The organism is Altericroceibacterium xinjiangense (assembly GCF_003958635.1).
Lineage (GTDB): Bacteria > Pseudomonadota > Alphaproteobacteria > Sphingomonadales > Sphingomonadaceae > Altericroceibacterium_A > Altericroceibacterium_A xinjiangense.
This window is the reverse complement of record NZ_RSEK01000010.1, coordinates 48813-73272: the sequence shown is the minus strand read 5'-3', so window position 1 is coordinate 73272 and position 24460 is coordinate 48813. Positions and strand designations below refer to the sequence as shown.

Sequence of the window (24460 nt, the reverse complement as noted above, 5' to 3'; positions counted from 1 at the left end):
GGGGGCGCATGGACAAGGATACGATCAGCATCGCCGTTGTGGGCGATCTGGTTCTGGATGAACCGGATGCCGATTACTGGTTGGCGGGCATAGCCCCGGGGCTACTGGCCTGCGATCTGGCTATCGGTCATCTGGAGGTTCCACATACGTCCTGCTCCCACGAAGCGGCAGGCGATGTACCGGCTCCCGGTGCACCGCCGGAAAACCTGGAGGCGATTGCGCGCGCCGGCATCGGGATGGTCAGCACGGCGGGCAACCACATCGCCGATTGCGGCCCGCAAGGCATACTGGATACCCTGGGCGGCCTGCAGCGCAGCGGAATTGCCCAAGCCGGTTGCGGCCCTGACCTGGAAGGCGCGCGAACCCCGGCCGTCGCAAATGTCGGCGGGGTGAGTGTCGCCTTGCTCAGCTACAATTGCGTAGGCCCCGGATTTGCCTGGGCTGGGGAGGGTAGGCCGGGCTGCGCGTTTCTCCCCCTCATCACGGCGGACGGATCTCCGGTCTCGCCGCAAGCTGACTTTCGGAGCGTGCATCCGGCCGCGTTCGAAATGCTGGAGAGCGACATCGCGAAGGCGCGCGCGCAAGCCGACCTTGTACTGGTCTCCCTGCACAAGGGGATCGTGCACACTCCCGCGAAGCTGGCGCCGTACGAACGGCCGATTGCCCACGCGGCGATCGACATGGGCGCAGATGCCGTACTTTCCCACCATGCGCATATCGTGCGCGGGATAGAGTTTCGGGCCGGAAAGCCGATTTTCCACGGGCTCGGCAACGGCTGCGTCGTCACCAGCGCCCTTTCGCCCGGACAGGACCACCCCCAGCGCCGCGAATGGGCGCAGAAACGGCGGCAGATGTTCGGGTTCGAACCCGATCCCCGATACACGATGGCGCCTTTTCATCCCGAGGCGGTGAATGCCTTCATCGGGATACTTCAGGTCGAGAGCGGAGGATTGCTGGTGGTCAGGATAGTGCCCGTGGATGTCGAGCCTCCCGGGCGGCCGGTGCTGGCCCACGGCGCAAGGGTTCGGGAAATCGCCGACTACGTGGAGCGGATCACGGTAGCCGCCGGCATGCCGCCTATCCGCATCGGCAATGACGGTTTGGTGAGGGAAGCGGTATGAAGCCGTTGAGGAATGGTGCGATCCTGATGGGAGGTGTGGCGCTGCTTGCCGCCACCGCAATCGACACGCTGGCGGTCATCGGGCGCAACATCGGCCTGCCGCTGACAGGTTCGATCGAACTGATGCAGGCTGCCGTGCTGGTCTCGGGAGCACTCGGACTGGTCATCGCCACGACCGAGCAATCCCATGCGCGGGTTCGCCTGGTGGTCGACCGCTTGCCGGCGAACTGGCGCGCGCTCGCCGATCGGCTTTCCAACGTGCTGAGCTTGATCTTCTTTGTGGCCCTGTTTGCCGGTTCCGTTTGGCTTTCCATCGATCTGTGGGATGCGCACGAGCAAAGCGAACTGCTCGGCCTCTCGTGGCGCTTGCTGCGCTTGTTCGCCAATGTCTGCTTGCTGGCGATCTGCCTCCTGCTGATGTTCCGCATCGTGCGGGGACGCTCGACATGATGGACACCGCCGGAACCGGCCTGATTGGCGTTCTGATCCTCCTGGTACTGCTCCTGCTGGGCGGGAGAATCGGCGCGGTCCTGGGGATGGTCGGGCTGGGCGGCCTGACGTTGATCCTTGGACTTGAGGCGGCGCTGATCAAGGCGGGCGTCGTCGTAATCGACACTCTGACACGGTATGAGCTTGGAACCCTTCCGCTGTTCCTGTTCATGGCGCACATCTTCTTTTCAGTGGATGCCAGCCGTGACCTGTTCGATGCCGCGGCAAAGCTCGTCGGGCATCGCCGCGGCGGGTTGGCCTACGCGTCGATCGCCGGTTGCGGAGGGTTCGGCGCGATCAACGGATCGAGTTTGGCGACGACCGCGACGGTCGGCCTGGTGGCCTTTCCCGAAATGCGGCGGCGCGGCTACGACGATGCCCTGGCTACCGGCACGATCGCAGCCGGAGGAACGCTGGGGCAAATGATCCCGCCCTCGGGTGCGCTGATCGTGTTCGGGATCATCGCCGAAACGTCCATCGGATCGCTGTTCACCGCCGCGATCATTCCCGGCATCACCCAGGCGCTGTTCTATGCACTCGCGGTTTTTCTCGTCGTTCGCTGGCGCCCGGAACTGGCGCCGGCGGGAGAACGCGCCCCATGGCGGGAGCGGTGGCGGGCGCTCGGCCGCATCTGGGAGATCACGCTCCTGATCGTGCTGGTGATCGGCGGCATCGCGCTTGGCTGGATCAGCCCGGCCGAAGCCGCGGCAATGGGGGCGGCGGGTGCCTTGCTCATCGCCGTGGTGCGCGGGAAGCTGACCCGGGAAAACCTGTTCCATGCCTTCGGGGAGACGCTGCGGACAAGCGGGCTGATCTTCCTCATCATCATCGGAGCCCTGATCTTTTCCGTGTTCGTCGGCGTCACCGGGTTGGCGAGCGCAGCCGGGGACCTGGTCGAAGGGCTGGGGCTGGGCCGCTTCGGCACGCTGGTGCTGATCGCGCTGTTGCTGCTGGTGCTCGGGTCGGTGCTCGACGGGCTGGCCCTGATGCTGCTTACCACCCCGATCCTTCTGCCGATCGTGGAGGCGACCGGGCTGAGCGCGATCTGGTTCGGCATCTTCATCACCCGGGCCATGGAGATCGGGTTCGTGCACCCGCCGCTGGGGATGAACCTCTACATCATTCAAGGCGTCGCGAAGGACGTTTCCATCGGCCGCATCTTCAAGGGGGTTCTGCCGTTCCTCGCGACCGATTTCGTGCACCTCCTGCTGCTCATCCTTTTCCCGGCCATGATCCTGTGGCTGCCGCAAGTGCTTGGAACCTGACCCGTGATCGCAATCGCCGGCCCCAATCTCCCGCACGATCTCCTGCGCGCCTCCGGACGCTATGCAGGCCCGTTGCCCTATGATCCCGACCGGGACGCCCCGACTGCCGCGCGCTGGCTGGAGTCCAAGTTCGCCCCTTGGGCGCCGCCCGCGGTCGAAGCCTGGGCCAAGGGAGAATACGACGGCTTGGAGCATGTCCTCTTCAGCCGCGCCGACGATACATCACAGAGGGTCTACTACTACCTTTGCGAGCTGCAGCGGCAGGGTCTGCTTGGCGGGCCGCGTCCGATGATCCTCGATGTCGCCAAAATTGACCGGCCGTCGAGCCTCGAACGGACGATTGCAAAAGTCCGTGAGTTGATGACCGCCCTGGCGGTCACGCCCGATGCCCTCGAACGATCGATCGTCGAGACGAACCGCCTCCGGTCCTTGCCGCCTCCGGTCCCCTCCAGCGCCGTATGCCTGCTCTCTGGCACCGCGCCTCCGGATGAGCGGATGCACGCGGCCATCCGCGCTGCGGGCTTCGCTCCGGTCGGGCGCACTCTCGCCGAAGACTGGGCCGACCTTGGCCAAGCAGTGGAGGAGAATTCCGGCGATCCGGCGGCAGCAGTCGGACGCCAGCTTCATGCCCGAAAAGGTGGGCCGCGGAGCTTTGCCGATCCGGCTGCCGCTCTTGCACGTGCGATCGAGAAGAACCGCGCCGCTGCCGTAGTCCTGTGGCGGATCGAGGAGGATGAGGCCCAGACCTGGCAACTGCCTGCCGAGCGGCAGATGCTCCAGCATTCGGGCGTGCCGTCGCTCGTCCTGACCCGGCGGGACTGGCGCGGCCGCGACGGCGTGTTCGATGAAATCCGGGAATTTCTTGCAGGAGTGACGGCATGAACCCTCTGAAGGGCCATCGCGTGGCAACGCTTGGCGGAATGGCGGATCGCCCCCTGGCGCGTTTCCTCCAGTCCCTGGGCGCGGAGGTGGGCGGGCCTGTTGACGGGGCTTCCTTCGTGATCGACGACCTTGGGCTTGAAGCCACGCGGGATGAGCCGATCGGCAAGCAGGCAATCCACGTCTCGGTGACGCCGTTCGGATCGGGCGGCCCGCGCTCAGACTGGCGGGGCGGAGAACTGGTCGCGTCCGCCATGGGCGGTGCCCTGCGGCTGACGGGTGAACCCGGCAGAAAACCGGTCAAGGAAGCGGGGGACGCCTGCACCTTCCACGCCGACATGGTGGCGGCCGCAGGCGCGATGGCGGCCCACTTTGCGCGCGGGACGCATGGGAACGGGCAGCATGTCGATGTCTCGATCCAGCAAGTGGCAATGAGCCGCAACGTGAACGGCGTGCTGGTCTGGCAGTTCGACAAGCGCAAGCTGGGCCGGGCCGGCGGCTGTATCGCATACGGCAAAGCGCAAGTCCGGGTGATCTGGCAGCTCGCCGACGGCTGGTGCTTCCATGCGCTGATGACGGGCCGGCTCGGGGCGCCTGCCAACAAGGCGCTGTCCGATTGGATGGACGAGACGGGCTTTGCCAACCCCATGCGCGATGTCGACTGGCTGGCTTACAACCGCTCGACTCTTCCGCAGGACACTCGCGCCGAATGGGAAGCGGCGATGGCCCGCTTCTTCGCGTCCCGCACCAAGCACGAGATCGCGACCGAAGGCCGCCGCCGCGGCGTCAACGCCTGCGTGGTGAACGAACCCGCCGACGTGCTTGAGGACGATCACCTGCGGGAACGCGGCTTCTTCGACACGCCGTCCGGCTTGCCGGAACGCTTCAGCGCTATCCGGGAGGGCGCAGGGATGGATGCACCGGCAGTGCAGGCGGGCACGCGGCCCGGTCCTCTTTCCGGCGTGAAGGTGCTCGATTTCGCCTGGGCGCTAGTCGGGTCGATCACCACCAAGACGCTGGGTGATCTGGGCGCGGAGATCGTGAAGATCGAGAGCCGCAACCGGCCCGACCTCGCCCGGCTGGACGTGCAGGTCTCCGCCTCCAGCGCGAAGAGCCTGGACGACAAGCCGTGGTTTGCGCATCTCAATACCTCCAAGCGCAGCCTGACGCTGAATCTGAAGGAACCTGCCTCGCGGGAGGTGCTCGTTCCCCTGATGGAGTGGGCCGACGTGGTGGTGGAGAACTTCTCCCCGGGCACGATGGCGCGGCTGGGTCTCGGCTATGACAGCCTCGCCGCGCGCAATCCCGGCATCGTCATGGTTTCCGGCAGCGTCTATGGGCAAACCGGCCCGCTGGCGCAGGAATGGGGAGTCGACGGAACCGGAGGTGCGTTGTCGGGACGGACGTTTCTGACCGGCAACCCGGATGGCCCGCCGGTCATTCCCGGCGCAATCCCTTACGGCGACGTGATCGTGCCCTTCGTCATGGCGGCCAACGTCGCCGCGGCCCTGCAGCACCGGCGTGAAACCGGACACGGCTGCCACATCGATGCAAGCATGTACGAGATCTGCGTCCAGCAGATGCGCGACTTCATCGTTGCGGCACGGCGCGGGGAGCGGCCGCAGCGGCTCGGCAACGCAGATCCCGCGGTGTTCTTCCAGGACGTTTTTCCTGCTGCCGGGGAGGACCGCTGGGTGGCCATCACCCTCTTCTCCCAGGAGGAGCGGGACCGGCTGCTCGCGATTACCGGTCCGGATGTGGCCGGCTGGACGGCGCAGCGCATGGACAAGGCGATTGCCGAGCAATTGCAGGCTGCCGGGATTGCCGCGGGGGCCTTGCAGGATTGTGAGGACCTTCTGGAGCACGATCCGCAGATCGCTGGCCGCGATGCGCTCGTCATGCTCGAACACGCGGTGCTTGGGCCGTTCGGTCACATGAACACGCCGCTACGCTTTTCGCGAGATCGGTTCGCGGCCTTTCCCGCGCCGTCAATGGGCGAACACAGCGAGGCGGTTGCAGCAGACATCTGCGGCCTTTCGGCGGATGCGATTGCCCGCCTCGGTGACCAGGGAGTTTTCCAGTGAGCGCTTCTGTCAACCAGCGCAGCCACAACGTGCTGGCCTGCACGCGCGATGCGACCGCCTACCAGAAGGCGTTCGGTCAGGAATTGCGCCGCCGCGTCGTGGACGAACAGGAGCCGTTCGCGATCGTCCAGGCGGATACGCCGCATGAGATATTTCACGCGATGGACATACCGATCATCACCAACCAATGGTGGTCGGCCTACATTTCGGCAAAGCAGCTCTCCGCCCGCTATTTCGATGCGCTGGTCGAAGCCGGTTATCCCGCGAACAGCTGCAAGTACTGTTCTCTTGGGCTGGCCTGCACGCTGGCCAACGATCCGGAGACGGCCCCTTGGGGCGGCTTGCCAAAACCGACCGTGCTCGTGGCGCGTCTGACCTGCGACTGCATCCAGCATGTGTTCGGCCAATGGGCGCAGGCGCTGGACAGCGAGTTTTTCCCCATGGAAGCGCCGGCCTGGGTGGAGAAGGACCCGCGCTGGTACGCCAAGGCCCGGACCGAGTGGGAGCACGTCTATCAGCCGGACCGCATCGCGCAGATGGTGCGCGAGATGGAAGAACTGATCGCGCTGCTGGAAAAGCGCACCGGCCGCACGTTCGACGAGGAAAAGTTCCATCATCTGATGGAGCAGATCAACGTGCAGGAAGGCTACATCTGGGAAGCGGCGCAGGCGATCGGCCAGGCGCGCCCGTGTCCGGTCTCGATTGCCGAGCAGATGCCCAATACGATGATCCCGCAATGGCACCGGGGATCGGAATGGGCAGTGGCGCACGCGCGCCGCTTCCGCGACGAGGTGATGGAGCGGATCGGGCAGGGCCTCGGGGCATCGTCCAACGAACGGATCCGCCTGATGTGGATCGGCGCGGGCGTGTGGCACGATCCCGGCTTCTATCAGGCGCTGGAGGAAAGCCTTGGCGCGGTGTTCGTCTGGTCGATGTACATGCCCTTTGCCGGGCCCGCCTACATTCGCGACCTGCACGGGCGGCCGATGGAGGCGCTGGCCAGCCGGGTCGCCTCCATGAACGAGACGCTGCACCTTCCTCCCTGGATGAACGGCTGGATGACGGCCGAGGCGGAGCGTTGCGGGATCGATGCAGCGGTGATGCTGTTGCCGCCCGACAATCGCCTCTCGCAATCGGGCACCAAGCTGACCGCTCTTGCGCTGGAGGACGCCGGCGTACCGGTTCTGATGATCGACGCGGACATGGTCGACGCCAAGATCTGGGATCATGACAGAATGGTCACCATGGTGGCCGACTTCCTGAAGACGAAAGGGCTGGCATGAGATTGCTCGCGCTCCTGGCGGCCGTCCTGCTCGCGGCCTGCGCGCGGGAGGTCCCCGACGGGGTTACCGAACTGACCTACGCGACCCCCTATCCCCCCACGCATCCGTTCAGCCGGGCGGACCAGCGGTGGATGGATTTCGTTGAGGAACGATCGGGCGGGCGGCTGGTGGTGCGGCCGATCTGGTCCGGCGCATTGCTCTCCGCCGACATGTCGATGGAGGAACTGCGCCACGGCGTCGCGGACATCGGGCTGATCACCCCGATCTATGTACGCGGTGGGACGCATCTCTTGCGCATTCAGACGGGGTTTTACAGCGGCGCGGATTCGGTCGAATCCCAGGTTGCGCTCTATCGCTGCCTCGAAAGCCGGGTGCCCCGGATTTCCCATGAGCTGGAAGGATTGAAGACCCTTGCGGTGCAAGGCGGGCTGCTGCCGGGCATCCTCACTCGGGGGCGACCGGTGGAGCAACTCTCCGACTTGCAAGGGATGCGTATCCGCGCGCCGACGGAGTTGCTGGCGGTGCTGCAAAGTCTCGGCGCCGATCCGGTGAACATGCCGATGGGGGAGGTGTACTCGGCGCTCGCCAAGGGGGTGATCGACGGGGTGATCGCACCGCCGGATACCCTGCGCGCGCTGCACCTCGCGGAAGTGACCGACTACTACTACGATTTGCGGGTGCCGCGGGGTGCCTATCCCGCCCGCGCCATGGGCGAGGATCGCTGGCGCGAGCTGGAAAGCTGGCAACGCGACTTGCTGGAGCAAAGCGTCCCGGTGTGGGAAGCTGCCCTGGCGGACGAGATCCGCGGTTCAGAGGCAGAAGGGCGCGCCGCGGGTGAAGGGCGGATTGCCTACTCCAGCGCGTCGGCAGACGAACAGCAGCGCTTCGACCGAGCCTACCTTCGGGACGCCGAAGCCAATGCCCGCGCGCTGGAGCGCTTCGGGATCGACGGCCTGAGTGCCTTCCGGATCGCCCGCGACAGCATCGCCGGGCGTGACCAGATCGAATGTGGAGACCTTTGATGACGCAGCCGCTTGCCGGCATCCGCGTGGCCGACTTCAGCCATGTCATGGCTGGCCCGTTCGCGAGCCACCTGCTGCGCCTCATGGGGGCGGAGGTCATCAAGATCGAGTCCCACAAGGGTGACCAGTTCCGGAATTACGGAGCCGACCGCCGCTTTGACGGGATGAGCCCGGCGTTCATCGCCGCCAACGTCGGCAAGAAGTCGATCGCTCTCGATCTCAAGGACCCCGCAGAGCAGGCCATCGCGCGCAAGATCGTGCAAAGAAGCGATGTGCTGCTGGAGAACTTCCGCCCGGGGGTGATTGCCCGGCTCGGCTTTGGCTACGATGCTGTTCGCGAGCTCAAGCCGGACATCGTGTTCTGCTCGGTCTCCGGATACGGCCAGCAAGGCGCGCAGCGTGACTGGCCGGCAATCGACAATATCGTGCAGGCGACCAGCGGCATGATGATGCTGAGCGGGGCGGAAGGCGATCCGCCGGTGCGGATCGGATTTCCGGTCGTGGATACGCTCACGGGCCAAACCGCGGCGGTGGCGGTCCTTGGCGCGCTGCTCCAGCGGGAGCGGACCGGGCAGGGCGCTTACATCGACGTTTCGATGCTGGATGCCTCGCTTGCCTTCATGACCTCGGCGCTTACCCCTTACCTGGTCACCGGGCAAAGCCTGAAGCGGCTGGGCAACACCGGGTACAGCGGTTTGCCGACGGCGGCGCTTTTCACCACGCGCGACGACCGGCACATTTCGCTGGGAGTGGTTCAGGAGAACCAGTTTGTGGCCCTTTGCCGCCACCTCGGCTGCGAGCGTTGGCTGGAAGACCCCCGCTTCGCGGCCCCGGACGCGCGGCGCGCGAACTTCGACGCCATGTTCACCGAGCTTGAGAAGGTCTTCAAGACTCGTGACGCGCACGAGTGGGAGCGTGAGCTCAGCGCAGCAAACATTCCCTGCGGCATGATCAGGCACGTAGGGGAGGCAGCGCAGCTTTGCGGTCCGCAGGCTCTCCTGAACATGGACATTGCCGGGCTTCCGGACGGCGAGGCCGTTGCTGTGCCGAATGTCGGTTTCGGCATGCAGCCGGGAATGCCGGGCACCAGCGACCCGCCGCCACGGCTCGATGAGAACCGGGAGGAAATCCTGGAATGGCTGGCGAGCGGCGAGGAATGATCGAGGGGCGGATAGCCCGGCGGGACAGGCATCGGGGAGGAAGACATGGGCTTTAGGATACTCATCGCGCTGGCAGCCTTGCTGTCGCTGGCTCCGATTGCCCGCGCGCAGGATTTTCCGGCTGTCGAGCGGCAGTCTCTTTACGTGCCTGTGCGCGATGGAACGCGTCTGGCGGTGAACATCTATCGCCCCGCGGACGAAAACGGCGCGGTGCAGAAGCAACTGCCGGTGATCTTCGTTTTCACCCCTTACCGGGCCCGCTTCGTCAACGCGGAGGGCGAGATTGAAGAAGCTGCTCTCAGCGATCGGCTGGCGCTGCGTTCCCTCATCAAGGCTGGCTATGTCGTCGCGGTGGCGGACATTCGCGGCAAGGGCGCTTCCTTCGGTTCGCGGCGGGGTTTCCAGGACCGCACCGAGGCACAGGATGGCTACGACCTTGTGGAGTGGCTTGCCGATCAGCCGTTCTCGAGCGGGGCCGTGGGAATGGTCGGGTGCTCATACCTGGGCGGGACGACGATGCATACCGCGAGCACCGCGCCGCCATCCCTGCGGGCAATCTTCACCGGCGCAACGGATTGGGACAAGTACGAGTTCGTGCGCCGTGGCGGCATTACCGCGCAGTTCAACACCCGGCCAGATGAACCGTTGTCGGACGATCTCGCCAGCGTCCCGGTCGACGCCGACGAAGACGGGGCCCTCCTGCGCGAGGCTGTGGCGCAGCATGCGGTGAATACCCCGATGGCCGGCTTGTGGTACTCGATGCCGTACCGCGACAGTGTTTCGCCGCTGACCGGCAACGCATTCTGGGAGGAAGTGGCGATCTGGCGCTACGCCGATGCAATCCGCAAGGCAGGCATCGCCACGTACCTCTGGAGCAACTGGAAGGATGAGCCCACGGGGCAAGTGATCGTGGCGGCCGAGAATCTCGGCAGCCGCTTGCTGATTGGACCGGGCAGCCACTGCGTCCCTCCGCCCGGGTTCGACTTTACCGGGGAAATCCGCCGCTTCTTCGACTTCCACCTCAAGGGCATCGCCAACGGACTGGAAGAGCAGCCCCGGGTCACCTATTGGTCCGACGAGGGCGAAGGGGGCTATGTCCGCACGGACAGCCTCCCCGGCGCGGATGCCCGTACGGTGGCCTACTATCTCTCGGCCGATGAAGGGGAGGATCTGGCTCTCGCCGCCCGGCCGGGGCCGAATGCCAGCGATGCGTTCACCGTCGACTACGATGTATCGAGCAACGAATATTTCGCCTTCTGGCCGGGGCCGCTCGATGAGCATGGCGTCGTCTATACCAGCGCGCCGCTCGATCATCCCATCGATCTGCTTGGATATCCAGTGGCGCATCTGGAGATCGCCGCCGACCGGGACGATGCGGACGTCTTCGTCTATCTGGAACAAGTCGCGCCTGGGGGGAAGGTGGACGTCCTGTCCTTCGGCAGGCTGAAAATCTCCCACCGGTCGACGTCCGAAGCGCCATGGGACAACCTGGGACTACCTTGGCACTCGGGCAACAAGGCCGACGTCGCGCCGCTGGCTGTCGGTGAGACGGCGCGGCTGAGCATTGCCATGATGCCGCTTTCCCACCGCTTTGAGCCCGGATCGCGCCTGCGCTTTGTCGTAACCGGGGCCGATCCGCGCCAGCGCAATCTGGCCGACGTGCGGCAGGATCCCGCTCCGCGCCTTACTATTGTGCGCGGATGGGACGCCGGATCGCGGATCGACTTGCCGGTGAGACCGGCAGGAAGCCGTGCGGGGGCTGATGGGGCGAGCGGCTCCTCCGGCACCGTCGGGCGCAAGATCGGCGAACCGGCCGGCAGCGGGCCCTATCCCGCCGTTGCGCAGGCGAGGGACGACACCCCAGGCTACACGTTCTATCGCCCGCAAGTCCTCCCTCGCGATCCGCTGCCGCTTGTCCTGTGGGGCAATGGCGGCTGCCGCGACAACGGCTTGAGCGCCAGCCATGCCCTGCGCGAACTCGCGAGCCATGGGTTCCTGGTGATCGCCAACGGCGCTCCGCGCGAAGAGCAGCCGATTGCCGGTGCGCTGCAGCCCTCGGCGATGCCGGGTGCCCTGCCGAGCCCCGCAGAGCGCAGGCCGGACGAGACGACGGTCGCGCAGTTCCTGGCCGCGATCGACTGGGCAGAGAGCGCCAACGCGGACCCTGCCGACCCGCTCTACGGGCGGATTGACACGAGCCGTCTGGCCGTCATGGGTCACAGCTGCGGCGGTCTGCAAGCCCTGGCTGCCGGAGCGGACCCGCGCGTCGATACGGTGGTCGTGTATGGAAGCGGTGTCTACAATCGGCCCGGTACGGGGTTGAGCGGAGTTCAAGTCAGCAAGGATGACCTGGGCAAGCTGCACACGCCCATAGCCTACATTCTGGGCGGGCCGAGCGACATCGCCTATCCGAACGGCACTGACGACTTCCGGCGGATCGATCATGTTCCCGTGATGCTGGCCAATCTGCCGGTCGGCCATGGCGGCACGTTCGCGTCGGTCAACGGCGGCGAATGGGCGCGAGCAGGGGCGCAATGGCTGCGGTGGCAGCTGAACCGGGACGAGGATGCGGCGCGCGAATTCGTCGGCCCGGAATGCCGCCTGTGCACGCGGGACGGTTGGAGCGTGGAGCGCAAGCAGTTTCCGGAGGCGCGGTGACGATGGGCTCCGGCATCGCTTCCGCCGTGCCGGAGCGCTCTTCCAGGATCGGTGTCAATCCGCCCGGAATGCCGATCGGTGATCACGTCGGGGCCTTCCCAATCGCTGCAATATGCGGGAAGAAGCTTGAGCTCTCCCTGCGGCATCAATTCGGGATGGAGGATTGAATGGCATCCAAGGTTTCTGAACCGGTAACTCCGGACAAAAAAGCGGCCCGGCCGCTTTCGGATGAGCGGGCCCGGCTGATCGCCCTGATGGATGACTACACGCAAGCGCTGGTCGAGCGCGATCCGGCTCGGATACGCATCTCTCCGCACCTGCGCTCGACCGAAGATACGCAGGCAATCGCTCTCGGGTGCGGTATTTGGCGCACCATTCGCGGCTTGAAGAAGCCGGGCCACTACTTCGTCGATGAAACAGCGAGACAGGTGGAATACTGGGCGGTGATGGACGAGATGGGGCAGGAGGCGATCGTCGCCATCCGCCTCAGGATCGAAGCGCAAATCATCACTGAAGTCGAGACGATCGTCACGAGAGCCGGAACCTTCTTCCGGCCCGAAGCCTTGGCAGACGATGCTTCAGACACCTTTCACCGTGTGCTCGATCCCGCCCGGCGATCGGGCCGGGCGGACCTGATCCGCGCGGTGAACCTTTATTTCGACGGGATCGAACTGTCGCGCGGCGACATGGTGCCTGTCGACGATGAGTGCCGGCGGCTCGTGAACGGGGTGGTCGACAGCCTCGACGATCCCGACAACCTCGTTCCGGGCGAGGAACACCGGGCGCTAACTGTCTCCGAGCAGATCACCGCCGGTCACTACGCCTATATCGAAGCGCTAAGAGATCGCCGCTTTCCGGTCATCGACGAAGAGCGGGGGCTCGTCGTTTGCCACGTGGTGTTCGACCATCCTGGCGACCTTTTGCGCGCCGCTGGAGACTTGCCGATCAAGTCGCCTAACAGCATGGTCTTCACTGAGATTTTCAAAGTCGTGGATGGCTCGATCGAGGAGATCTGGGCGCTCGGTACGGCTCCGCTGCCGCTGGGCATCCGGTCGGGCTGGTAAAGGCGGCACAGTGGCCGCCTTTTTGCTGCGTGAGGAAGGAAACGCCATCGCGGTACTGCATGGCGAAACCGCGAGGACCGCTGAGCTCCAGACCGGCTCCGCCTCAAGCTGATCTCACGTCAGAGAAGCTCCTTGACTTTAGGCCGAATGGCTTCGGGCTTGGTAGCCGGCGCGAACCGGCCCGTTACTCTGCCTGTTCGATCGACGAGGAACTTGGTGAAATTCCACTTGATCGCCTTGCTGCCGAGCAGGCCGGGTTTTTCCTCTTTGAGCCACCTGAACAGCCGGTTGGCGTGCGGGCCGTTCACTTCAACTTTGTCGAACATGGGAAAAGTAATGTTGTGGCGGAGCTTGCAGAAGCTTGCGATTTCTCGGGCGTCCCCGGGCTCCTGACCGCCGAACTGGTTGCAGGGGAAGCCAAGGACCTCGAAGCCGCGATCACGGTAGTCCTCGTACAGTTGTTCGAGCGCTTGGTATTGACGGGTGAAGCCGCATTCGCTGGCGGTATTGACGATCAGCAAGACCTTGCCTCGATACTCCTCGAGCGACACATGCTGCCCGGTGATATCGCGCGGTTCGAAGCTGTAGATTTCGCTCATCTGCCCCTCATGCTGCTGCGCCATGCGATACCGCCTGCGGCGCGGAAACTCGGTGCTTCACCCTAACGCCAGACATCGAAACGGAACAGCGGTTACGGCTCGTCTCACGCGGAAGATCGCGGCCGGGTTGGGAGGCTCTGGTACAGCCGTGCAAGCACCCTTCCTGCGGGAACCGTCACGCTGACGCTCCCGCTTTCAGCACGGCGGCCGACGCTCTCGCCGCAGCGTAGTCGGCACATGACAAAGCTAGCGGCTGGCTCACACCCGGACACACGAGGAACTTGAAAGGGGCCCGACACCGCTCCGCAAGTTCCCGGATAACGCCTCTTCGCGCAGTTCGACGAGCTTGTGCAGGTTTCCGACCGCGCGCGGCGCGCCGGCTGGCCTGGTGCTCTGCTCAACGTCATCTATGGGTAGTTCAGTGTATAACGATTCATGGTGACACCATTAGGGTTCTAGGTATTCTGATGGAGTCAGGCGCGAGTCGGGCGTGGGAGAGAAGTGAGCGCGACGTCGAGGGCGGCGAAGCTTTGTAGGTTTCACGATCACTCGAACTCCCTGGCTCGAACACCGTCGCACGGCCCGGAGCGGTACCGGAATTGCCGTAAAAAAGGGGGAGTGGTGTGTGATGAGGATCAGAAGAAGGCGCGGCCCATACTGCCTTGCGCTCATGTCGACTGCCGCATCGGTTGCGTTGGCAGCGGCGCCTGCGAGCGCTCAGGACGCGGACTCGGAATCGGAGCTCGACATGGTTGAGGAGCCTACTGTGGCTATGCCCAACGCGAGCGGACCGGGGGAGACCGAAAACCGCATTATCGTAACGGGATCCCGAATTGCCCGGCCCGACTACCAGGCCACCAGCCCGATCGTGACCGTTGATGCCGATCTGATCGAGCAAAGCAGCGCCGTGAGCCTGGAGGCAAACCTCAACAAGCTGCCGCAGTTTTCGCCGGCGCTCACCCAATTTGACACGGCGGAAATCCAGCCGAACGCCAACACCACGCCCGGTGCTTCGACAATCAGCCTCCGCCAGCTTGGGGCGAACCGCAATCTGGTCCTGCTTGACGGGCGCCGGCCGACACCGATCAACGGGACCGGCGTCGTGGACATCAACACCATTCCGTCCGCCGCCATCCAGCGCGTCGAAATCATCACGGGCGGTGCTTCATCCACTTACGGTGCGGACGCAGTCGGCGGTGTCGTGAACTTCATCCTGAAGGACGATTTCACGGGGGTGAACTTCGATGGGCAAGTCAGCTTCTCGCCCGAAAGCGGCGGCGAGGAATACCGGGTTTCCTCACTGCTCGGTTCGTCGCTCGACGACGGCCGCGGCAGCGTCATACTGGGGATGGAGTACTACAAGCGCGAGGCGCTGCTGCGTCAGGACCGGAAGGCTTACCGCAACGCACGCAGAGACCCGTTCGTGCGCGGTGAGGAATTCTTCCTGTCGGAAAACTACGTCTCGACGGCGGGTTCCAATCCGTTCGGGCAGGGCGCGATCAACGCTGCCTTTCCTGAGCGCCCGGCCGGCGTGAATATTCCTCGCAATTCAGGCATCTATTTCAACGATGACGGGTCGCTTTGGGTCAACACGTCGACCACCGCGAACGGAACCTACTATCCGTTGCTCCTGAACTACCAGGGAGGACTGGACGATGGACTGACTCGCAAGATCGTCGACAACGGGCTGCTGGAACAGAACAACCCGGATCGCCTCCTGTCATCGCCTCAAAGCCGGTACTCGTTCTTCGCCAAGGGCGATTACGAGATGGACGACTGGATCAGCTTCATAGGCCAGGCCTACTTCGCGCGGACGGAAACAAAGTCTGTTTCGTTCAACACTGTCCTTCTCGGATCAACGGGGACCGAGATACCCTATGATGATGAAGTCTACACAGGCAGTCCCTGGGTCAACGATGCGGCGGATTTCAAGTGGTCGTCCGTGCTGCCGGACGGCACGCCGGGTGACTTGTCCAACAACCCGACCAATCCGGACTTCATGGCAGGGGGAAGGTTCGGCCTGAACTGCGGCCCGATCGGTGGCTGTACGAACCGGGAGGTGTTCCCGGTGCCCGCGAACATCGCTGCCTTGCTCAACAGCCGCGCAGACCCTGATGCTCCTTGGATCGCGAACTACTCCCTGGACGCATTCGGCCGGCGCGGCACCGAGAACTTCGTCAACACGTTCCAGATCCAGCTGGGTTTCGAAGGCGATGTTCCGGGTACCGATTTCACATGGGACGTGATCGCTTCCCATGGTGAGACGGTCGCCAAGACCAATCTCACCGGTCTGGTCTCGCTTGAGCGCTTTCGCACGGTCCTGACGTCGCCGAACTATGGTTCGAATTTCTTCGCGCTTGGTAACAATGGCCAGCGCTACGGCGCTACGGCCAGCTGCGACACAGGGCTAAGTCCCTTCATCGTCAATTCGGCCTTCAGCGAGGATTGCGATCTGGCGACCAGCGCCGACGCGCAGTTCGAGAACCGGATTGCACAGGACCTGATCGAAGCCAATCTCCAGGGCGGCTTGTTCGAACTGCCGGGCGGTGAATTGCGCTTCGCGATCGGCGCCGCCTATCGCAAGAACTCGATCAACTTCACGTCGGACAGTTCGGCGTTCGAAGGATCTTCGTTCTACGAGACGATCACCACCTTTCCGCAGGCCAGCTCGCAAGGTTCCACGGCTGTGCAGGAGGCTTACGGGGAGCTGCTTATCCCGGTGCTCTCCGACCTGCCTTTCGCCCGGGTGCTGAACCTGGAACTGGGTTATCGCCTCTCGGACTACGACTCGGTCGGCACGATCGGGACCTACAAGATCAATGGCGAATGGGCGCCAACTTACTGGCTGCGGTTCCGCGGCGGCTATCAAAGCGCTAGCCGGGCACCGAACCTGGGCGAGTTGTTCACCGCGCGCACGAACTCGCTTCTGTTTGCGGGCGATGGCGACCCCTGTTCGCTTGAGAACGACACTTCGCCACTGATCTACGGCAACTACTCGGCCAATCCGGAGCTGAACCCGGAATACGCGGACGAAGTGCAGTCTCTTTGCCGACAGCTGATGGGGGCGGACGGCGCCGCCGACTATTACCGCACCGGCCGGGACGACTTCCTTCTGGACGGGCAGTTTTTTACCGGGCTTCTGGCCGGGGCGAGCGAACTGCAGGAAGAGACGGCGAAGACCTATACGATCGGGGCGGTTCTCTCAGACTTCTCGGCCCATCCATGGCTCACCCGCTTCCGTCTCTCGGTGGATTACTACAACATCAAGCTCAGCGATGGCATCTCGCAGCAAGGGATCGATTCCGTTTTCCGCCAGTGCTTTACGCCGGAATTCAACCCAAGCTTCGAACTGAACGCCGCCTGCCGCCGGATCGAACGCGATCAGGTGGACGGAACCCAGCAAGTCGTGGTGGTCAACTATGACAACCTTGGAGCCGTGGAGACGGCGGGCATTGACGTTCAGCTCGATTGGGGCCTGAACTTTCGCGATGCCGGGATCGGCATTCCGGGCACCCTGGCCATCAACGCAAACCTCAACTGGCTGGACAGGTTCGCGACCACTCCGGATCAGGTCACGATACCGCTGACCGATTATGTCGGTACGCTTGGTCCGACAGGCGCGAACGCCGTGGGCACCCAGTCCGGCTCCTACCGGTGGAAGTTGTTCACCCGGATCAACTATACCCTCGGCCCCGCGACGATCGGTCTTCAATGGCAGCACAAGCCCGCGATCGACTCCGTCTCGGCTGCTACCGATGAAACGAACAACGTTGCCGGCGCGCCGGCTTATGATCTGTTCAACCTGACAGGGCGGTATCAGATCATGGAGACGGTTTCGTTCCGGTTCGGCATCGACAATCTGCTCGACCAGGATCCGCCCTATCTCGGCTATTTTGTCGATGATGTAGTCGGAGACGGGACCCCTCGGTTCGGCCGGGCCGCGAACCCGTACGATCCCAGCCAGTACGATGTCCTGGGACGGCGGTTCTATGTCGGTGCAACGGTCAGCTTCTGACCTCCCGCAGGGCCGATACCGCGATCGGTCCTGATGGGCAGCGGCGGCGGACCTGCTCCCAAACTCACCAGGTTCGCCGCCGCTATTCCCCACGAGGAAACATTCACATGAACGCCAGCCGACCACTCGTCCTTAGCGTGCTGATCGCCGTCGGCATCGGCATGGCTCCGCCCGCGCAGGCGCAAACCGACTACGAAGCTGTCGTCAGGATCATACGGGAATGCAGGAAGATCGGTGACGTGCTTGCCCGGGCGGCCTGTTATGACAATGCAGTTGAGGCTGAACGCCTGATTTCCTCCGTTTCGCAGGAGAAGCAGCGGGTTCCAGCCGCGGCAGCCGATCCGGTTCAGGCTGCAAGCTCCGGTGCTCCTGTGCCCGCACCGGCAGCGCCCAATTTTCGCGCCGACAGATCGCCTCGGGACGCGCCGACGCCTCAACTCTCGGCCGACAAGGTCAGCGTGCGTGTGTCCGACACCCAGCGGGTGGAGCCGGGGGTCTATGTCTTGACGATGCAGGACGGGACGCGGTGGCGCTTCGTGGAGGGTGCGCCGCTATCTTACGATCCGCCGCGCGCAGGCTCGAACGTCGAACTGCGCCGCGCTGCGCTTGGAAGTGTCCAGATGCGTTACGCCGGCCAGCGGCCGATCCGGGTCACGCAACTGCAGTAGCCCGATCGAGGCGCGATTATCGAAGGTGCCGGATGAACGGGAGTCCGGCTGCTCCAGGCTTGAACACGATGGTGGGAATAGGATGCGAATGAAAAAGGCTGTTTTCCTGGGGAGCGTACTTGCGATGGCTGTTGCGGTGCCGCTGCGTGCTCAGATTGATGATGGCAGCGACTGGCCCCGTTACGCGCGCGACCTGGGCGGGACGCGGTATTCGCCCCTTGCCGATATTTCGCCTGTAAACGTGAAGGATCTCCAGAAAGCCTGGTCGTATCGATTGCGTCCCGACGGCGGTGCTTCCCTGCTTTCCGGGACGGTGCCGGTGGTGATCGACAACGTCATGTATCTGCCGCTCGGCAATGCGGTCGTCGCGCTTGAGGCGGACAGTGGCCGCGAAATCTGGCGGCACGAACCGGCGCCCGGCGGGCTGATACGGCGCGGGGTCACCTACTGGGCTGGCGATGCCGGGCACGAACCACGGATATTCTACTCCAGAGGGAGCGGCCTCGTCGCGCTGTCTGCAAAGACCGGACAACTCGATACCGCCTTCGGCACAGGAGGACAGATCGAGTTCGAAGGCACGCCATACGGGTATCCGCCTTCCGTGTTCGGGGACGTGCTTGTGGTCGGCGCGAGCAATGCCGAGATGCCGCGCGGCCCAAGCGGCAACTCGCGCGCGTTCGACGCCCGCACGGGCAAGAAGCTGTGGGAGTTCAACACTGTCCCGCAGCCGGGGGAGGTCGGGCACGAAACCTGGCTGAACGACGGGTGGCGTGACCGGTCGGGCACCAACATGTGGATCTGGTACATGACCGGCGATCCGGAAGCCGGCCTCATCTACATGACCATCGGCAGCCCTTCGCCGAATTACTACGGCGGCGACCGGCCCGGTAACAATCTTTTCGGCAACTCGATCGTGGCTGTCGATGCGAAGACCGGGGAGTACCGGTGGCACTTCCAGACGATCCATCACGACTTGTGGGACTGGGATCTTCCGGCCCCACCAGTGCTGTTCGATGTCACGGTCGACGGGCAGCGCATTCCGGCACTTGCCGAAACCGGGAAGCCGGGCCTGATGTACATCCTGAACCGCCGGACAGGTGAGCCGATCCACGGGGTCAACGAACATCTTGTCGCGTTGGCCGATGTGCCGGGGGAATACTATTCACCCACCCAGCCGATCCCCGTCCGCCCGGAGCCGCTCTCGCGCATGCACTGGAGCCCGGAAGACGTCGTGACGGCAGAGGATACCACGCCCGAACACGCGCAGGCCTGCCGCGACCTTCTCGCCTCGTACGGCGGAACGTTCTTCAATTCCGGCCCATTCACGCCGTTCTTCCTGCATGAGGAAGGCGATCCTCCGCGAGCGTCCATAAATCTGCCGCACAACGGGGGCTCCAACTGGGGCGGCAGCGCTGCGGATCCGACAAAGGGCGTCGTGTTCGTCAACACGTCGGAAAGCGGGAGCATCGGCTGGATCGAAAAGCGCGATCCCAAAGGGAACTACGGTCGCGGCACCGCGGATTCCACGCAGATGTATGATCGCGGCAGTCTGGAAGGGCCGGGGGCTTACTCCTCCTTCACGGCCAAATACACGGACAGCGAAGGCAATTCGGTAAGCCTGCCCTGCATCCGGCCGCCGTGGGGGCGGCTTCATGCGGTGGACGGCAACACGGGCGAGATACTGTGGTCCAGCAAGCTGGGCACCACGCCGCAGCTGCCGGAAGGGAAGCGCGACACGGGTTCCAGCAACACGTTTGGCGGTCCCATGGTCACCGCAGGCGGTCTGGTGTTCATCGGCGCGACGTCCGACGGCATCTTTCGCGCGTTCGATGCGGATAGCGGCGAACTGGTGTGGAGCCAGCAGCTCGACTACGCCGCCATGTCCATCCCGGTCAGTTATCGCGGGAGTGACGGGCGGCAGTATGTGGCCATCGTCGCGTCCGGTTCATCGTTCGGCGCGCCAGCGCCTCGAGGGGAAGACGGACGCCCCCTGAACGATCAATCGCTCATCGCCTTCGCGCTTCCGGATCGGTGAACCGACCAGTGATGGCCGCGACGTATCAGCAAAAAAGAACCGGGGAGAGGAACATTGAGTGCACGCAGACATCTGGGCGCGCTGATTTGGTCGGTCGGACTGGCGCTTGCCGCATTTGGAGTGGCACCTTCTCGGGCACAGAATGCGGACCTGGCGGTCCTGCCCCCGGTGCCCGACGAATATGTGCCCAAGAAGACAGAATGGGGCGATCCGGACTTGCGAGGTACCTGGCCAATCGACCACCTGAACGGTTTGCCCCTGCAGCGCACTGCAGAACAGGGCAACCGCGTGTTCCTGACGGACGAGGAATTCACCGAACGGCAGGAGCGGATCAACAAGCTCGCCAACCGCTATGAGGATGACTCGTCCAGCGACAGGCTGGGGCAGGGACACTGGGTGGAAATGGGCGAGCCGAGCCGCCGCACTTCCCTGCTCGTGCAGCCATCCAATGGGCGGCTTCCTGACATGACGGAGGAGGGTAAGCGGCTTTCGGCCCAGATGCGCTCCAGCTGGAGGCAAGGGCAGAGCTTCGACACCTGGGCCGACTTCGACAGCTGGGACCGCTGCATCACGCGCGGTCTTCCGGCTTCGATGCTGCCGATGCAGTACAACAACGGCATCCGCATCTGGCAGGCGCCCGGCCTCGTCGCCATCCAGCTGGAAATGATCCACGAAACTCGGATCATCCCGATCGGCGGCGCAAGAACCTCGACCGTCGAAGTCGACAACTGGCTCGGCCAGAGCCGAGGGTATTGGGAGGACAAGAACACCCTGGTGGTCGAAACGGACCATTTCCGTCCCGGCCCTTCCGCTACCAACATCGTGACAACCGGGTCGCCGCCCGAAAACGACACGCCCATCAGCCGGGAAGCGAAGCTGGTGGAACGCTTTACGATGACCGGGCCCGACACCATCGTCTACGAAATGACGTGGTCCGATCCGATCGTCTTCACCGAACCTTGGGGCGTCCGGCTGGATTGGCAACGAAACGATGAGTACGAGATGTTCGAATATGCCTGCCATGAAGGCAACGTGCAGCTTCGCAACTACGTCACCGCCTCCCGTGCTCAGAGAGCGGCCGAGACCAGCGACTGAAGGACAGGGCGGCTCCGTCGACCCCGCCAGATCCGCAAGAATCCTTGTCAGCAGAACTGCGCCGAATACGACTTGCTATCGTGCGGGTTGGGACAGTCTCGAGTTCGCGTTCGAATGGTTGGGAAGGGGCAGCCGGGTCAGGAAACGGCCCGCGGCGAGGGCGCTCGAACCACTCCGGCGGCGCGCGGGTGTAGCGCTCACCCGCGCGAAGCCTCCTCGACAGCGCCTCATGGTAGCGCCATGATCGAAGCCTCGGGTTCCATTCCAGTCCCGTGCACAAAAGCTCCTGTACGACATCCTGGACGATAATGCCTGAAACAAGCCAGAAGTCCGCGCGTAAAGCAGTCTCCCGAAAATCGGCGGAGACGATCCGCAAGTACATGGATGAAGCCGAGACTTTGTTCATCCGCCTGGGATACGAGGCGACATCCATCAGGGCGATATCGTCTCGTGCCAAGATGAACCTCAGCACGGTGGTCTACCATTGGGGGACCAAGGAGGCGCTTTTTCGCGAGGTCTGCCTCAGGCTTTTTTCGGGGATCGTGGCCGAGCAGTTGCGGCGACTGAAGCTGTGCGCGGCGCAAATCGAAGCGCTTTCGCCCGACGACCTTCCCGTGGTGTTGCGCGCCTTGGTCGAGCCCCCTCTCCTGATGCCGCAGGAGACCGACATGGCCGAGCGAACGAGGCTGCTGTACGGACGTGTCCTCACCGATCCTTCGCCTGTCGCCTTGCAGGTGACGACGGAGATCTTCGGCGAGGCGACCGAGTTGTTCCGCTCTCTGGTCCGCCGCTGCCTGGACCATCTGGATGAAGAGACGTTCCACTGGCGCTACGTCTGCGCGGTCGGGTCCTTCGTGATAGCCCAGTCCTTCGAACGCAAGTTCAGCTATGCCCTCGGCCTCTCGGAAGTGGAGCCCGACTGGACATCGGTTTCGAACGAGATCGTCCAGTCGATGGCGGCGACGTTGGCCCGCAAATGAGGGCGCCCTGCGAAGAGGCGCCCATCACAGCCGTCAGAATTCCTTCGTGACCGGGAGCGCCCATGGGCGCCGCTGTGTGGGCCGCGGATGGATACGGCCGGTGACAAGTGAAAATGGAGTCCGCCGACACGCGAGGTCACACTGGGCCTAATTGGCAACCTGGGCGATGGCAGCCTCACGTTTCTGCTGTGGGGCTGCCGGGGGATGACGATGGGTTGTCCAGCAAGTTGTGTCGACGAAACTGCGCAGTCACTCCCGATCCGGGCGATACCGGCGCTTTCCTCGGCGGCCTGTCCTGCGCATCCCCAGCAGCGTAAGGCGAAGCGATGATCGCCGAAGCGAGGCCCGCTCGCTTCACACGAGAGAACCTAAGTCGCTGAAGTACCAGCGTACTTCGCTCTCACTCGAGACCGGCGCCTCTTGCGAGCGGTCCACTTCATACGTCCGTATGATTCCCATTGCGCGGCGGGGTTTTGTGGATATTAGTAGGTGCACCTGATGGACGAGGGAGCCCGAACCAACGATCCATAACTCGGCACCGGAAAGCGAGTCTAAGTATAACTTCGCTAACAGAGTGGGCACCTGATGCATTTACCGCCTGCGGTACAAAGCCAAATCATGCGACGCTCAAAAGCGACGTGAAAAAGAATCGCAAAGCATGAAGTGGTTGCCGCATCCTGACTGATAGAGGGGATCTCTTCCTGCTCTTTTTCTGAGATGGGGGAGCAATGATCACAGAAGGCAGGCGCGCTGGCGGTCCCGACCGTTGCGGGGCTTGTGAGATGGCGCTGGCAGTTGTCGCACACGAGGCGGGCTACGGCCTGGCTGCGAGGATGCAGCGGCACCTGCACTGACAATGATCGAACAAGAGCGGGAAGGATGCACCACATGCGGATTACACAGCTGGAACTGCCCAAGTGCCAGGTCGGAGAAGGCCCGGTCTGGGATGTTGAGGAGCAGGCGCTCTACTACATCGACATTCTCGACAAACGGGTGATGCGCTGGGACCCCGCAAGCGGCGATCATTGCGGTTGGGACGTGCCTGACCTGATCGGTTCGATGGCGGTGCGGAAAGAGGGAGGTGCGATCGTTGCCCTCCCGGATGGTATTCACACGCTCGACTTCACCAGCGGCGCAGTCGCGCCTCTTGCGATCATGGACCCGGTCAACCCCGACACCCAGCTGGCTGACGGCAAAGTGGATCGGAGGGGCCGCTTCGTCTTCGGCGCAAGCCATCGGCAGGCAAAGGAACCGGTCGGCGGCGTGTACTCGCTGGATACGGATGGGACGATCAACCGGCTCGATCACGATGTCATCCTGGGCAACGGCCCCTGCTGGTCACCGGACAACACCACCTTCTACCACGCCGACAGCATGCGGCACATGATCTACGCCTATGACTACGATCTGGAAACCGGTGCCGCTTCCAACCGGCGGCCGTTCTTCGACACCAGCGCCTATGGCCCGATCCCCGATGGAGCCACCGTCGACACCGATGGCAACTTGTGGACCGCGATCTGCGAAGGCGGGGTTGTCTTGCAGATCTCGCCAGAGGGTGAAGTCAAACGCGAGATCGAAATGCCGACCAGGCTTCCGGCAAGCTGCATGTTTTTCGGCCCCGATCTCGATCGGCTCTTCGTGCCCAGTATTGATCCGAGCTTTCTCGGCCGCGACCCTGCCCCCGCCGACGGCGCCTGCTTCGTGATAGACGGTCTTGGGGTCCGAGGCCTGCCAGAGCCGCGCTACAATGGATAAGTGCCTTCCCCCGCTGCTGGTCGCGGTCTTCATCAATATCGCGGGGTTCAGCCTGATCCTGCCGCTCCTGCCGTTTTACGGACAGGTTTTCGAAGCGGGCTCGTTCGGCGTCGCCCTCCTCTTCGCGGCCTACTCCTTCGGGAATGTCTTTGGCGAGATTGTCTGGGGACGGCAGTCAGACGTCTGGGGACGGCGAAAGATTCGCCCATGATGCGCCATGGTACCTCGGCGCCATCATGATCGGCCTCGTGATAATCCTGGCGCTCGAGCTCGTCCGCCAATTGGATGC

At 63.8% G+C, this 24460-nt stretch carries 18 protein-coding genes; 17 read left to right on the top strand and 1 reads right to left on the bottom strand.

The annotated features are described in order from the left end of the window. The first annotated feature begins 8 nt into the window (after positions 1-8). From ELY13_RS11900 to ELY13_RS11855, 10 genes are all read left to right on the top strand, one after another. Entirely contained in the window at positions 9-1121 is a 1113-nt protein-coding gene (locus tag ELY13_RS11900) for a CapA family protein (protein ID WP_126174143.1), read from the top strand. Continuing rightward, positions 1118-1570 carry a TRAP transporter small permease gene (locus tag ELY13_RS11895; protein ID WP_126174142.1) on the top strand — a complete coding sequence of 151 codons (453 nt, stop codon included), beginning with the start codon at positions 1118-1120 and terminating at the stop codon, positions 1568-1570. Before ELY13_RS11900 ends, ELY13_RS11895 begins: the two co-directional genes overlap by 4 nt. After that, complete coding sequence (locus ELY13_RS11890; RefSeq protein ID WP_241233678.1) at positions 1567-2874, top strand: TRAP transporter large permease; 1308 nt, start codon at positions 1567-1569, stop codon at positions 2872-2874. The genes ELY13_RS11895 and ELY13_RS11890 overlap by 4 nt, the downstream gene beginning before the upstream one ends. Before the next feature lie 3 nt (positions 2875-2877). Continuing rightward, positions 2878-3756, top strand: coding sequence for a hypothetical protein (locus tag ELY13_RS11885; RefSeq protein ID WP_126174141.1), 879 nt, complete (start codon positions 2878-2880; stop codon positions 3754-3756). Continuing rightward, positions 3753-5837, top strand: coding sequence for a CaiB/BaiF CoA-transferase family protein (locus ELY13_RS11880; RefSeq protein ID WP_126174140.1), 2085 nt, complete (start codon positions 3753-3755; stop codon positions 5835-5837). The genes ELY13_RS11885 and ELY13_RS11880 overlap by 4 nt, the downstream gene beginning before the upstream one ends. Beyond that, complete coding sequence (locus tag ELY13_RS11875; RefSeq protein ID WP_126174139.1) at positions 5834-7120, top strand: 2-hydroxyacyl-CoA dehydratase subunit D; 1287 nt, start codon at positions 5834-5836, stop codon at positions 7118-7120. The genes ELY13_RS11880 and ELY13_RS11875 overlap by 4 nt, the downstream gene beginning before the upstream one ends. Next, positions 7117-8142 carry a TRAP transporter substrate-binding protein DctP gene (gene dctP / locus ELY13_RS11870; protein WP_126174138.1) on the top strand — a complete coding sequence of 342 codons (1026 nt, stop codon included), beginning with the start codon at positions 7117-7119 and terminating at the stop codon, positions 8140-8142. Before ELY13_RS11875 ends, dctP begins: the two co-directional genes overlap by 4 nt. Next, on the top strand, positions 8142-9302 hold the full coding sequence (locus ELY13_RS11865; protein ID WP_126174137.1) for a CaiB/BaiF CoA transferase family protein: 1161 nt from the start codon (positions 8142-8144) through the stop codon (positions 9300-9302). The genes dctP and ELY13_RS11865 overlap by 1 nt, the downstream gene beginning before the upstream one ends. Positions 9303-9347: 45 nt before the next feature. Further along, positions 9348-11960, top strand: a complete 2613-nt coding sequence (locus tag ELY13_RS15375) for a CocE/NonD family hydrolase (protein WP_241233677.1) — start codon at positions 9348-9350, stop codon at positions 11958-11960. Positions 11961-12127: 167 nt separating this feature from the next. Further along, on the top strand, positions 12128-13024 hold the full coding sequence (locus ELY13_RS11855) for a DUF8021 domain-containing protein (RefSeq protein WP_126174136.1): 897 nt from the start codon (positions 12128-12130) through the stop codon (positions 13022-13024). Positions 13025-13143: 119 nt separating this feature from the next. On the opposite strand, the gene ELY13_RS11850 is transcribed toward ELY13_RS11855, so the two are convergent. After that, positions 13144-13623, bottom strand: a complete 480-nt coding sequence (locus ELY13_RS11850; protein ID WP_126174157.1) for a glutathione peroxidase — start codon at positions 13621-13623, stop codon at positions 13144-13146. Positions 13624-14395: 772 nt separating this feature from the next. Here ELY13_RS11850 and ELY13_RS11845 point away from each other — a divergent pair. The 7 genes from ELY13_RS11845 (at position 14396) to ELY13_RS11815 (ending at position 24382) form a co-directional block, all read left to right on the top strand. Continuing rightward, positions 14396-17638, top strand: coding sequence for a TonB-dependent receptor domain-containing protein (locus ELY13_RS11845; RefSeq protein ID WP_241233684.1), 3243 nt, complete (start codon positions 14396-14398; stop codon positions 17636-17638). Between the two features lie 107 nt (positions 17639-17745). Continuing rightward, positions 17746-18306, top strand: coding sequence for a hypothetical protein (locus ELY13_RS11840; RefSeq protein WP_126174134.1), 561 nt, complete (start codon positions 17746-17748; stop codon positions 18304-18306). A gap of 88 nt (positions 18307-18394) precedes the next feature. Next, on the top strand, positions 18395-20341 hold the full coding sequence (locus tag ELY13_RS11835) for an outer membrane protein assembly factor BamB family protein (protein ID WP_164549786.1): 1947 nt from the start codon (positions 18395-18397) through the stop codon (positions 20339-20341). A gap of 120 nt (positions 20342-20461) precedes the next feature. Beyond that, complete coding sequence (locus ELY13_RS11830; protein WP_126174132.1) at positions 20462-21436, top strand: hypothetical protein; 975 nt, start codon at positions 20462-20464, stop codon at positions 21434-21436. A 308-nt stretch (positions 21437-21744) separates the two neighbouring features. Beyond that, positions 21745-22416, top strand: coding sequence for a TetR/AcrR family transcriptional regulator (locus tag ELY13_RS11825; protein ID WP_126174131.1), 672 nt, complete (start codon positions 21745-21747; stop codon positions 22414-22416). A gap of 888 nt (positions 22417-23304) precedes the next feature. Then, on the top strand, positions 23305-24171 hold the full coding sequence (locus tag ELY13_RS11820) for an SMP-30/gluconolactonase/LRE family protein (RefSeq protein WP_164549784.1): 867 nt from the start codon (positions 23305-23307) through the stop codon (positions 24169-24171). Then, the gene (locus tag ELY13_RS11815; protein WP_126174129.1) at positions 24164-24382 is read left to right on the top strand and encodes an MFS transporter; all 219 of its coding nucleotides are present in this window, start codon (positions 24164-24166) and stop codon (positions 24380-24382) included. Before ELY13_RS11820 ends, ELY13_RS11815 begins: the two co-directional genes overlap by 8 nt. Positions 24383-24460: the final 78 nt, after the last annotated feature.

Excerpts from the sequence above, each read along its gene's own strand:
- ELY13_RS15375 (WP_241233677.1), top strand. The coding sequence starts at position 9,348 with ATGGGCTTTAGGATACTCATCGCGCTGGCAGCCTTGCTGTCGCTGGCT.
- dctP (WP_126174138.1), top strand. The coding sequence starts at position 7,117 with ATGAGATTGCTCGCGCTCCTGGCGGCCGTCCTGCTCGCGGCCTGCGCG.
- ELY13_RS11825 (WP_126174131.1), top strand. The coding sequence starts at position 21,745 with ATGCCTGAAACAAGCCAGAAGTCCGCGCGTAAAGCAGTCTCCCGAAAA.
- ELY13_RS11815 (WP_126174129.1), top strand. The coding sequence starts at position 24,164 with ATGGATAAGTGCCTTCCCCCGCTGCTGGTCGCGGTCTTCATCAATATC.
- ELY13_RS11895 (WP_126174142.1), top strand. The coding sequence starts at position 1,118 with ATGAAGCCGTTGAGGAATGGTGCGATCCTGATGGGAGGTGTGGCGCTG.
- ELY13_RS11855 (WP_126174136.1), top strand. The coding sequence starts at position 12,128 with ATGGCATCCAAGGTTTCTGAACCGGTAACTCCGGACAAAAAAGCGGCC.
- ELY13_RS11835 (WP_164549786.1), top strand. The coding sequence starts at position 18,395 with ATGAAAAAGGCTGTTTTCCTGGGGAGCGTACTTGCGATGGCTGTTGCG.
- ELY13_RS11890 (WP_241233678.1), top strand. The coding sequence starts at position 1,567 with ATGATGGACACCGCCGGAACCGGCCTGATTGGCGTTCTGATCCTCCTG.
- ELY13_RS11880 (WP_126174140.1), top strand. The coding sequence starts at position 3,753 with ATGAACCCTCTGAAGGGCCATCGCGTGGCAACGCTTGGCGGAATGGCG.
- ELY13_RS11900 (WP_126174143.1), top strand. The coding sequence starts at position 9 with ATGGACAAGGATACGATCAGCATCGCCGTTGTGGGCGATCTGGTTCTG.
- ELY13_RS11850 (WP_126174157.1), bottom strand. The coding sequence starts at position 13,623 with ATGAGCGAAATCTACAGCTTCGAACCGCGCGATATCACCGGGCAGCAT.
- ELY13_RS11820 (WP_164549784.1), top strand. The coding sequence starts at position 23,305 with ATGCGGATTACACAGCTGGAACTGCCCAAGTGCCAGGTCGGAGAAGGC.
- ELY13_RS11840 (WP_126174134.1), top strand. The coding sequence starts at position 17,746 with ATGAACGCCAGCCGACCACTCGTCCTTAGCGTGCTGATCGCCGTCGGC.
- ELY13_RS11845 (WP_241233684.1), top strand. The coding sequence starts at position 14,396 with ATGCCCAACGCGAGCGGACCGGGGGAGACCGAAAACCGCATTATCGTA.
- ELY13_RS11865 (WP_126174137.1), top strand. The coding sequence starts at position 8,142 with ATGACGCAGCCGCTTGCCGGCATCCGCGTGGCCGACTTCAGCCATGTC.